This window comes from Stutzerimonas stutzeri (assembly GCF_013522825.1).
Taxonomy (GTDB): domain Bacteria; phylum Pseudomonadota; class Gammaproteobacteria; order Pseudomonadales; family Pseudomonadaceae; genus Stutzerimonas; species Stutzerimonas stutzeri_AK.
In genome coordinates, this window is sequence record NZ_JAAMQZ010000067.1 from 1 (window position 1) to 10,170 (window position 10,170).

At 54.7% G+C, this 10,170-nt stretch carries 13 protein-coding genes and 1 pseudogene; 8 read left to right on the forward strand and 6 right to left on the reverse strand.

The genetic code is table 11. The annotated features are described in order from the left end of the window. Positions 1–127 (forward strand): annotated as a pseudogene (locus G7020_RS23020) (IS5/IS1182 family transposase); the annotation flags it as partial. Here the strand turns inward: G7020_RS23020 and G7020_RS23025 are convergent. The 4 genes from G7020_RS23025 to arsN2 all read right to left on the reverse strand — a co-directional run bounded on the left by G7020_RS23025 (position 72) and on the right by arsN2 (position 2,818). Next, positions 72–761 carry an MFS transporter gene (locus tag G7020_RS23025; protein ID WP_078473485.1) on the reverse strand — a complete coding sequence of 230 codons (690 nt, stop codon included), beginning with the start codon at positions 759–761 and terminating at the stop codon, positions 72–74. The pseudogene G7020_RS23020 and the gene G7020_RS23025 overlap by 56 nt on opposite strands. 36 nt (positions 762–797) lie before the next feature. Then, positions 798–1,883: a flavin-containing monooxygenase gene (locus G7020_RS23030; protein ID WP_153368000.1), complete on the reverse strand. Its 1,086-nt coding sequence runs from the start codon at positions 1,881–1,883 to the stop codon at positions 798–800. A gap of 38 nt (positions 1,884–1,921) precedes the next feature. Then, entirely contained in the window at positions 1,922–2,269 is a 348-nt protein-coding gene (locus tag G7020_RS23035) for an ArsR/SmtB family transcription factor (protein ID WP_069552307.1), read from the reverse strand. Between the two features lie 87 nt (positions 2,270–2,356). Beyond that, the gene (arsN2, locus tag G7020_RS23040) at positions 2,357–2,818 is read right to left on the reverse strand and encodes an arsenic resistance N-acetyltransferase ArsN2 (RefSeq protein WP_058410995.1); all 462 of its coding nucleotides are present in this window, start codon (positions 2,816–2,818) and stop codon (positions 2,357–2,359) included. 129 nt (positions 2,819–2,947) lie between these two features. On the opposite strand from arsN2, the gene G7020_RS23045 reads away from it, so the two are divergent. From G7020_RS23045 to G7020_RS23075, 7 genes are read left to right on the forward strand one after another with little or no spacing between them, the layout of a single operon-like run. Next, positions 2,948–3,370 (forward strand): arsenate reductase ArsC, encoded by a 423-nt coding sequence (locus tag G7020_RS23045; RefSeq protein ID WP_058410996.1) that lies wholly within the window; start codon positions 2,948–2,950, stop codon positions 3,368–3,370. Beyond that, the gene (locus G7020_RS23050) at positions 3,367–3,723 is read left to right on the forward strand and encodes a metalloregulator ArsR/SmtB family transcription factor (RefSeq protein WP_058410997.1); all 357 of its coding nucleotides are present in this window, start codon (positions 3,367–3,369) and stop codon (positions 3,721–3,723) included. The genes G7020_RS23045 and G7020_RS23050 overlap by 4 nt, the downstream gene beginning before the upstream one ends. A gap of 24 nt (positions 3,724–3,747) precedes the next feature. After that, on the forward strand, positions 3,748–5,031 hold the full coding sequence (locus tag G7020_RS23055) for an arsenic transporter (protein WP_032856859.1): 1,284 nt from the start codon (positions 3,748–3,750) through the stop codon (positions 5,029–5,031). Between the two features lie 16 nt (positions 5,032–5,047). Then, positions 5,048–5,518 (forward strand): arsenate reductase ArsC, encoded by a 471-nt coding sequence (locus G7020_RS23060; protein WP_033902850.1) that lies wholly within the window; start codon positions 5,048–5,050, stop codon positions 5,516–5,518. Positions 5,519–5,565: 47 nt separating this feature from the next. Further along, a complete protein-coding gene (gene arsH / locus G7020_RS23065) occupies positions 5,566–6,279 on the forward strand; it encodes an arsenical resistance protein ArsH (protein ID WP_033902849.1) in 714 nt (237 codons plus the stop codon). A gap of 20 nt (positions 6,280–6,299) precedes the next feature. Beyond that, the gene (gene arsC, locus G7020_RS23070) at positions 6,300–6,722 is read left to right on the forward strand and encodes an arsenate reductase (glutaredoxin) (RefSeq protein WP_058410998.1); all 423 of its coding nucleotides are present in this window, start codon (positions 6,300–6,302) and stop codon (positions 6,720–6,722) included. A 29-nt stretch (positions 6,723–6,751) separates the two neighbouring features. After that, positions 6,752–7,825, forward strand: coding sequence for an ArsO family NAD(P)H-dependent flavin-containing monooxygenase (locus tag G7020_RS23075; protein ID WP_058410999.1), 1,074 nt, complete (start codon positions 6,752–6,754; stop codon positions 7,823–7,825). Between the two features lie 47 nt (positions 7,826–7,872). Here the strand turns inward: G7020_RS23075 and G7020_RS23080 are convergent, their stop codons facing one another. Both G7020_RS23080 and chrA read right to left on the reverse strand, forming a co-directional pair. Then, the gene (locus G7020_RS23080) at positions 7,873–8,403 is read right to left on the reverse strand and encodes an arsinothricin resistance N-acetyltransferase ArsN1 family B (RefSeq protein WP_033902846.1); all 531 of its coding nucleotides are present in this window, start codon (positions 8,401–8,403) and stop codon (positions 7,873–7,875) included. A gap of 287 nt (positions 8,404–8,690) precedes the next feature. Next, the gene (gene chrA / locus G7020_RS23085) at positions 8,691–9,911 is read right to left on the reverse strand and encodes a chromate efflux transporter (RefSeq protein WP_058410841.1); all 1,221 of its coding nucleotides are present in this window, start codon (positions 9,909–9,911) and stop codon (positions 8,691–8,693) included. Positions 9,912–10,170 lie beyond the last annotated feature (259 nt).

The following is a 10,170-nucleotide window of genomic DNA, read 5'->3' on the forward strand; positions in this document are numbered from 1 at the left end:
TGGCTGGCTGAAAGAAAATCGCAGGATCGGCACTCGCTATGACAAGCTGGCCAAGAGCTTTGCAGCCATGGTCACCTTGGCCTGCAGCCTACGTTGCATGCGGCAATACTTTTCGTACAAAGCCTAGGAATGGACGAGGGACTTGTAAGAGGTGCAGATTCGGCTGGGGGGCCTTTCTCGCTGGGAATTGTCAGAAGATGGATTGGTAGTCCAACTACCAGGTGCATTGCGGCTAAGGCAAAGCAACTGTACCTCCACCCGATCTGGTGCTCTAGGCCTGCGATCAGTGGCCAGCCTAAGGTGCTGGCAAACCCACCTAGCAAGGTTAGACCAGTCATCGAGGCACGTGCGTGGTCGCCAAGTAGTCGTCCGAGAGTCGAAAACGCTGCGTCATAAAGGCCAGCAGCCATGCCCGCGCCGATCAGCGTCCATGCTAGGTAATAAACGGCCAAGTGACTGGCTAAGCCCATCAACAGCATACCCATCGCCAAAAATAACGAGCTAGCTGCCAACACGGGGCGTCCCCCACTTTGATCGATCCATCGTCCCACCATGGGCGAGCAAGCTCCTGCGACCAGCAGTCCCCAAGATAATCCAATCACTACGCTCGTAACTGACCATCCTGTTTCTTTGGTGATTGGTGTTGCAAGAACTGCTGGCAGGTAATAGGTCGAACTCCAAGCAAGGATTTGTGCGATGCCTAATGCCCACACAAGCTTGAATCGGTTGATAGGTCGTTGGCTGCTTTCTAGGTTTTTCACTAGCTACGGACTCTTGTTTTTTCGGACGCCAGCGGCTCAGTTTTGCGTTACGAGCGTCGGGGCGGCTTCTAACTTACGAACTCGCTTTAGCAAATACCGAAGTATTTGTTCGGCATCAGGCCCCACTCCTCGTAGGGTTGCAGAAGCGAAGTTGCGTTGTTTGGGCAAGCCTACAAAGTACAAGCCTGGAACATGAACGGCTCGCCCGTCGCGCTGCGCCACTCGTCCCTGCTCATCCATTACTGGAAGGCCTTGGAGAAATGGCAGGTTCGGACGATAGCCAGTGGCAAAAATCAGGCTATCAACGGTTTCATGCTGCCCTTCGGCCCAAATAACGCCTGTTGAAGTGACCTCGGAGAACATTGCTGCTTGATTGAAGCGTCCGGATCTCAGAGCCTTTCTGTACGTACCGTCGTCCAGTACAGGCGTGCTTTGATCGTTTAGCCACTTAGTTTTCTCTAGGCCTGTCCATTTCAACCAAGTATGAAAATCTGCTCCTAATATCCGTTGTGGCGCGAATCGAATCGCCTCTCGCGTGGCCAGAGTCACGGTTGCAACTTTGGATAAATCGTAAGCGATTTGTACAGCCGAGTTAGCAGCGCCAACTACGACGATGCGTTGCCCACTAAATGCTTCTGCATTCCGATAATGAGCACTGTGAAGCTGAGTGCCGCTGAAGTTCTTGAGCCCAGGGATATCGGGTACGTAGGGACGACTGAAGGCTCCTGAGGCCACGACCACCGCTCTCGCACAAAAGCTTTGTCCGTTCGCTGCAGTGATCCGAAATCCTTCGCCTTCCTGACCTACGTTCGCGACCCTAATCCCTTGAAGGATAGGTAACCGGAAGAAGTCGGCATAACCTTCCAGATAACGCACTACTTCATCCCGAGAAGGGTAGTGGCCTGCTGCTCCAGGAAATGGAAGCCCCGGAAGAGAGGAATATGCTGCTGGCGAGAACAATTCAAGGCTATCGTAGTAATTACGCCAGTTCCCCCCAGGCTGCGATTGCTCATCAAAAATGCGGAAATTGAGGCCGTGCTGCTTCAGGTGCCAACCGGTAGCCAACCCTGCTTGGCCAGCACCAATGACAATAACATCCAACATCTGACTGCTTATGTTCATGTATGCGCACTCATGCACGTATTTATGCAAAAAAAGGCTCAGACCTTTTCGCCTGGACAGCACAGTGGAACGATGCTTTTGGTGTGGATGAGGATGGCCTCTAGACGCTTGATAATGGCTGGGCCGTCCACTTCATAGAACATCTGGCGCCCTATCTTAGTGGCTCTAACGATCCCCGCCTCTAGTAGCACCTGAAGGTGGCGAGACACAACCGAACGCTCTTGAGGTAAGTCAGCCGCAATTTCAGTGACATCAGCACGGCCTAGTAGCATTACGCGCTTCAGCACTGCGATTCGCGGTGGCTCACAGAGGGCTTTGAAGAATGCACCGTCCAGCGACTCTATGGCGGCCTCGATTGCCTGGGTTCGGTTCAGTAATAAGGTCATGTAGCGACTATATGTGCATGTACGCGCACATGTAAAGGATCGGTCGAAACTGGGCACTACCTCCCAGGCTATCGGATGGGCAGACTATCAGCCATTGTCGAATGGTAACGCCTTGCACATGTAGCAAGCCGAGCCAGGGCAAAGCCCCCTAAACTGCTCCGTCTGTGAGATCAGAGACGGCGCAGAGCCTCGCTGGTTCAGTGCGTAGCCCTGCCGTTCAAAAAAGCCTGATGCAGTTGTTGTCAGCAAATGAAATCGAGCGATTCCCTGCCCGGCGGCTATCGCTTCAATGACTCGAAGCATTTCAGCTCCAACCCCTTTCGATCTGTATGCGGGCTCCACGACCAGAGAGCGCAGCAACCCGTTCGTACCATGCGTTTCGAATCCTCCCCATGCGACCGTCTCACTGTCCAGCGTGAACTCAAAAAAGGTTCGGCCAGGAAGATCAATATCGTCTGATGGAAGGTCAGCAGATTTCAGTGCATCGCGAAAGCGCTGCCATTGCCCACCGGCTATTTCCGTTGCCTGGATCATCATCTCCCACTCCATCCTTTCATCTCCTTTGTGCCGCTTTGCATGGACTGTTACGGCCCAAGCCGAAGCCGTAGTCATCATATTCGCTTTACCGAATATCTGCCAAAGCGTATATTCGATTTTCCATATGCATCGAGTCTAGTCATGACCCCTGCTATCAAAGTGCTTTTCGTGTGCGTTGCCAACTCAGCCCGCTCCCAGCTTGCAGAGGCTTTGCTGCGTCACACCGACCCGCGCTTCGAGGCCTTCAGCGGAGGATCCCAACCGTCTGAGGTTGATACGCGCACGATTCAGGCGTTGGAGGCAGTTGGAGTCGATGCGACGGGCCTGCGAAGCAAGTCCATCAGCGAGTTTCAAGCTGATCGATTCGATTACGTAATCACTCTTTGCGATAAATCCGCCAGCGAGTGCCTACCAATGCCCAGTGCAGGTGAAGTCATTGCCTGGGACTTTCCTGACCCAGTAACGAGCGATGATCCCGGTGCATTTCGCCACACGCTCCACGACATCCACGAGCGCATCAAGCTCTTCGTTTTGGTCAAGACCAAACACCTGGAGGATCTATGACAGAACCCATGAACCCCACCACGTTATTCAAGTGCTTGGCGGATGACACCCGAGCCAAAATTTCCCTGCTCGTCGTGAGCGAAGGCGAGCTGTGTGTCTGCGAGCTGACGGCGGCACTCGACCTGAACCAGCCGAAGATTTCTCGTCATTTGGCCCTGCTGCGTTCTGCTGGTTTGTTGATGGATCGCCGGCAAGGTCAGTGGGTGTACTACCGCCTGAACCCCGATTTGCCTGCGTGGGTAACTGCGGTTTTGAAAGAAGTCGTAGACGCCAATCAGCAATGGCTGGAAACCGATACTAAACGCCTGTGCGGTATGAACGACCGTCCGATCAACCAGGCCGTGTGCAGCTGATTCACGCCCAACCGGATTAACGAAATGCTGATTGCCGTATTGATATTTATCGCCACCATCGTGCTCGTCATCTGGCAGCCTAAAGGGCTCGGAGTTGGTTGGAGTGCCACGTTGGGTGCCATCGTGGCGTTGCTGGCAGGCGTCGTTACTCTTGCAGACATACCCGAGGTCTGGCGCATCGTCTGGAATGCTACCGGAACTTTCATCGCGGTCATCATCATCAGTTTGCTGCTTGATGAGGCAGGCTTTTTTAAATGGGCTGCGCTGCATGTGGCCCGATGGGGAGGCGGAAGCACCCGCAAGCTGTTCGCATTTATCGTCCTGCTTGGCGCAGCGGTGTCGGCCCTGTTCGCCAATGACGGAGCAGCATTGATCCTCACACCCATTGTGATCGCGATGTTGCTGGCGTTGCGTTTTTCTCCTGCGGCTACTTTGGCATTCGTCATGGCAGCCGGTTTTATCGCCGACACGGCGAGCTTACCGCTGGTGGTTTCCAACCTGGTCAACATCGTTTCTGCCGACTACTTCGATATCGGCTTCAACGAATATGCTTCGATCATGGTGCCGGTAAACATCGTCAGCGTGGCAGCGACATTAGCCATGCTGCTGTGGTTTTTCCGCAAAGATTTACCAAAGACCTATGACCTCAACCAACTGAACAATCCGGACGAGGCAATCCACGACCGGGCCACGTTTGTAGCCGGCTGGTGGGTGCTGGCACTACTCCTGATCGGCTTCTTTGTCATTGAGCCATTGGGGGTGCCAATCAGCGCCATTGCAGCGGTCTGTGCGTTCATTCTCTATGTCATCGCGGCTCGTGGTCACGCCATCAACACAAGCAAGGTGCTCAAAGAGGCCCCATGGCAAGTGGTGATTTTTTCCTTGGGTATGTATCTGGTCGTCTATGGCTTGAAGAACGCGGGCCTGACCGACCACATCGCGCAGATCCTGAACGTGTTCGCCGGTTATGGCGTTTGGGGCGCGTCCCTGGGTACAGGGCTGCTAACAGCATTGCTGTCTTCGATCATGAATAACATGCCTACGGTTCTGGTTGGCGCCTTATCCATTCATGCCGCCGAAGTTGATGGCGTCGTACAGCAAGCGATGGTGTACGCCAACATCATTGGCTGCGATCTAGGCCCGAAGATCACTCCAATTGGCAGTCTGGCCACGCTGCTGTGGCTGCATGTGCTGGCCAAGAAGGACATCAAGATCAGCTGGGGTTACTACTTCAAGACTGGGATCGTGCTGACCCTGCCTATCCTCGTCGCCACCTTGTCTGCCCTGGCATTGCGCCTCAGTTTCTGAATCAAGGAATCTTCTGATGAAAGTCTTGTTCATGTGCACCCACAACAGCTGCCGCAGCATTCTGTCCGAGGCGCTGTTCAATCACCTGGCGCCTGAAGGCGTAGAAGCGGTCAGCTCGGGGAGCTTTCCCAGTGGCCGGGTGAATCAAAGGGCACTGCAGACACTGGAGGCGGCGGGTATCTCTACTGCGGGCTTAAGCAGCAAGGCTTCGGACGCTTTTGAAGGCTCGCCGCCAGACATCGTGATCACTGTCTGTGACCGGGCTGCAGGTGAGGCATGCCCAATCTTCTTCGGGCCAGCTTTGAAGGCGCATTGGGGGCTGGCCGACCCGTCTGAGGCTAGCGGGTCGGAAGCCGAGATCACCGCTGCGTTTGAAACCACACTCGCCAAAATTCACGAGCGCGTGAGCGCATTTCTTGCGCTGCCACTGAAGACCATCAGCACTGACCAGTTGAAAGCTGAACTGAACCGCATCGGTTCGCTTTAAAGATCAACCGAGGCGGCACCCAACCAGGCGCCGCCGTAGGAGTTTATATGCAAGAGACATTGCCGAACGTTCACGCCGACCTGATCGACATTCCTTCGTTGGAGCAACTGGCACCTCGTACGCCTTCGCTCCATAAGCCTCGAATTCTGCTTTTGTACGGATCGACGCGAGAGCGCTCTTTCAGCCGGCTGGTGACTCAGGAAGCAGCCCGCTTGTTGGAAGAGTTTGGCGCCGAAACCAAGATCTTTGACCCATCAGGTCTCCCGCTGCCGGATGACGCTCCCGATACACATCCCAAGGTCGCTGAGCTGCGCGAGCTGATGCAATGGTCTGAGGGGCAGGTGTGGTGCTCCCCTGAGCGTCACGGCTCCATGAGCGCAGTATTCAAAGCCCAAATTGACTGGGTACCGCTGGCGATGGGCGCTGTACGGCCTACGCAAGGCAAAACCCTTGCAGTGATGCAGGTCTGCGGCGGCTCGCAATCTTTCAACGTGGTCAATCAGCTGCGCGTACTGGGCCGATGGATGCGGATGTTCACCATCCCAAACCAATCTTCGGTGGCCAAGGCATTTACCGAGTTCGACGAGGCAGGTCGTATGAAGCCGTCCTCGTACTACGACCGACTCGTGGACGTGATGGAAGAGCTGATGAAGTTCACCCTGCTGTTGCGGGATCGCCAGGATTATTTGGTTGATCGGTACTCCGAGCGCAAAGAGTCCGCCGAAGAGCTTTCCAAACGCGTCAACCAGCGCTCCATCTAACGTCAGTGCGAGGAAACTGTATGAGCCAGATCACGATCTATCACAACCCGCAATGTGGCACCTCTCGCAACACCTTGGAGCTGATCCGCAACAGCGGAGAAGAGCCGACTGTTATCGAGTACCTACAGACCCCACCTGACCGCACCACGCTTGTCAGGTTGATCAAGGATATGGGTATTGAGGTGCGGGCCCTGCTTCGCATCAAAGGCACTCCTTACGAGGAGTTGGGACTGGGCGATACGTCACTTACTGATGATCAGCTCATCGATGCCATGATGGCTCACCCCATCCTGATCAATCGCCCCATCGTCGTGACGCCCTTGGGCACACGCTTGTGTCGACCGTCAGAGGCAGTCCTCGACCTTCTGCCGCAAGAGCAGCGCGGCAGCTTCGTCAAAGAAGACGGACAAGTCGTCATTGATGAGAATGGCCGCAGGGTTTAAACCGATGTAAAGCAGATGGGCCTGGGGGGATGCTGGTGAATCAAAACTCGAAATTTGATGTAGTGGTCATTGGCGGTGGCCAATCCGCGCTCACCGTAGCCTATTTCTTGAGGCGTACAGGCCTTTCCTATGTATTACTCGACGCCGAGTCAGCACCGGGAGGGGCCTGGCGGCATGGGTGGGATTCTCTCCGACTATTCTCGCCGTCTGCTTGGAGCTCAATTGCCGGCTGGCCCATGCCAGCAGTATCCGAGGGGACTCCTGGGCTGGACGATGTTATCGACTATCTAACTCTGTACGAGCGTCGATATGACTTTCCCATCATCCGATCCACGCGGGTAAACCGTGTCGAGAAAATCGAAGACGGATTACGGGTTGTCTCCGAGGACAGAGCCTGGGAGGCCAAAGCGGTTATCAGTGCAACAGGCACCTGGAGCCGCTCATTTATCCCAAGCTATCCCGGACAGGAGTTGTTTTTAGGGCAGCAGCTTCATTCCGCTCATTACGTTGGGCCGGATGAGTTTGAGGGGAAAACTGTCCTTGTCGTCGGTGGTGGCAACTCGGGAGCCCAGATTTACGCCGAGGTTTCCAAAGTGGCTCAGGCAACCTGGGTAACTCAAGAAGTCCCAAAGTTTCTACCTGATGAGGTTGATGGGCGCGTCCTGTTCGAACGAGCTACAGCTCGATTGAAGGCGCAACAGGATGGTGTGGAGCCTGAGCAGCCCGCTGGAGGGTTGGGCGACATCGTAATGGTGTCATCGGTGAAAGACGCTCGTGAACGCGGTGTATTGAGAGCGGTACGGCCATTCACGCACTTCACTTCGACAGGCGTTGTGTGGTCATCAGGAGACGAAACAAAGTTGGACGTTGTCATCTGGTGCACGGGATTTTCTCCCGCGCTCGACCACCTGAGCAGCCTGGGCGTTGTAGGCCTGGACGGTAAAGTGGCTGTGGACGAAAATCGAAGTGTTGCGTCACCCAATTTGTGGCTGGTGGGTTACGGCGATTGGACGGGGCTCGCCTCTGCGACATTGATCGGAGTAACCCGCACCGCTCGGGATGTAGTCAACCAAGTCCAAAGCTATCTCACTAGCGAACCCTGATGTCTCGCGACGCAAATCGAGTGTGCCTACTGTGATGCGACTTCAAGCTAAGGAAAGAGAATAGGCTCCAGTGGAGGAGTTGCCGGACACAGCCCGAGTCGCCAGTAGCCGACGTCGTGCCATTTCCCAAGCTTGAAGCCTACCTCCGGATATGTGCCGATGTGGACGAACCCCAGCGACTCATGCAGGCCCACACTTCCTTCATTGGGCTGTGCAATTCCGGCGTACGCTGCGCGAAATCTCTGCTTCTCAAGAATCGGAAGCAAGGTCTCATAGAGCTCACGGCCAACACCCTGACGGCGAGCCGATTCAGCTATGTATACCGTCACGTCAACTGCCCATCGGTAGGCCGGGCGTGCGCGGTGCTGGCTTGCATAGGCATAGCCCTTGACCTCCCCATCTTCTTCGGCCACAAGGTAGGGATATGTTTGAAGTGTGGTGGCTATTCGCTGAGCTATTTCCTCAGCGCTTGGCGGGATCTCTTCGAACGAGATCGCCGTTGTCGAAACTATCTGAGCGTAAATGCACTGGATAGCTTGTGCATCTGCCACCACTGCAGCGCGAATTGTGACAGGCATGTAGGACGTCCATGAGTAAGAATTTGAACACTACCTTTTCCTGGTCAGCTTTCGCCATTAGGCCATTAGAAAAAAGAGCGGCCTGAAATCTGTGTACCTCACTTGGGGGCTTGTCTTTCGTATAGTCCTAGCTCAAGACCACAGAAGGTTTATCGCGAAATTAGGGCCGCAATACATGCTCTCAGTTCTGCCCCTTAGGCTCATCAAATCCATCGGCTGCATCAACAGCTCAGCACACTGTAATCGTGCGCGAAGCAACTCGTCCTGACGGTATCGTTTAGCCGGCCTCAAAATACACTGCTGAGTAACCATCCGAAGAGGCCTCCAGCCAAGACTACCAACCATGGAGGAGCCTTCCAGAACATCAAGGCCACGAGAGCTATCAGCGTCAAGCCAAAGTCTGTAGGAGTGAATATGGCACTCGTCCAGACAGGGTTATACAAGGCCGCCAGAAGAAGGCCCACAACTGCTGCGTTTACGCCTGAAAGTGCAGCTTGGGTGCGTAAGCTTTTCCGCAGTTGCTCCCAGAATGGCAAAACGCCGATTACGAGCAGGAAAGAAGGGGCAAAAATTGCTAGGACGCACGCGGTAGCCCCGAGCCAACCAGAAGGTTGGGCATTCATGGACGCGCCAAGAAATGCTGCGAAGGTAAAAAGCGGGCCCGGTACGGCCTGTGCTAAACCATATCCGGCAAGAAATGTGTCATTGGCTACCCATCCGTTCGGCACGGTAGCTGATTGAAGCAGCGGCAGCACGACGTGCCCACCTCCAAAAACTAATGACCCAGTACGGAAAAAGGCATTTACCACAGCTAACGCTTGAGAGGGCCACACTTGAATCAGTAATGGCAGGCCAGCTAAAAGGCCGAAGAACAGCAGCAACAACACCACGCCGACTTTTCTGCTCACCGATATGGGCAAAGACTCCGTAGTTTGGCTTTCATCGGTTTTGAAGAGCATCATTCCTATGACAGCGCCGAAGAAAATCACGCCGATCTGCCCCCAGGCATGCGGCCAAAGCAGTGCAGCATAGGCAGCAAACACGGCGACGGTTATTCGAGGGGCATCAGTGCAAAGACTGCGGCCCATTCCCCAGACGGCTTGAGCAACGACAGCCACCGCGACAATTTTAAGACCATGTAAAAGACCGCTCGGAAGCGCCCCTCCCCACGAGGACATACCCTGAGCGAATAAAACCAGGATTATTGCCGAAGGCAATGTGAAGCCTGCCCACGCAGCTACTGCTCCAGGAACCCCAGCACGAGATAGTCCTAAACCTATTCCAACCTGGCTACTGGCGGGCCCCGGCAAGAACTGGCACAGAGCAATCAAATCCCCATAGCTACGCTCGCTCAGCCATTGGCGTCGAGCGACAAATTCTTCGCGAAAGTAAGCTAGATGTGCAATCGGGCCTCCGAAGGAGGTGAGCCCTAGGCGCAGAAACACCAGAAAAACCGCCCAAGGGGAGTCAGTCGTGACGGCCTTTACACTACTTTCGGCTGACAATATTCATCACTCCCAAAATGATTGCTGCACAAAACCAAATACTTTGGAGCAAACGGTATATAGGCTAAACGATGGCCTTCCTTAGGCATACGCGGCTAGCCCTGCGAGTGGATCAGAACTTGGTTTCATAATGATGGGCGGCGGCAAAAACTGAGTGCAACACCTGACCTTTCCGGTACGGTGCTGCCCCTATGTCTTATACCGAACTCAGCGTTGAAGAGCGCGCCACCATTCAAATCGGTCGTACCCAAGGCTTCAGCCT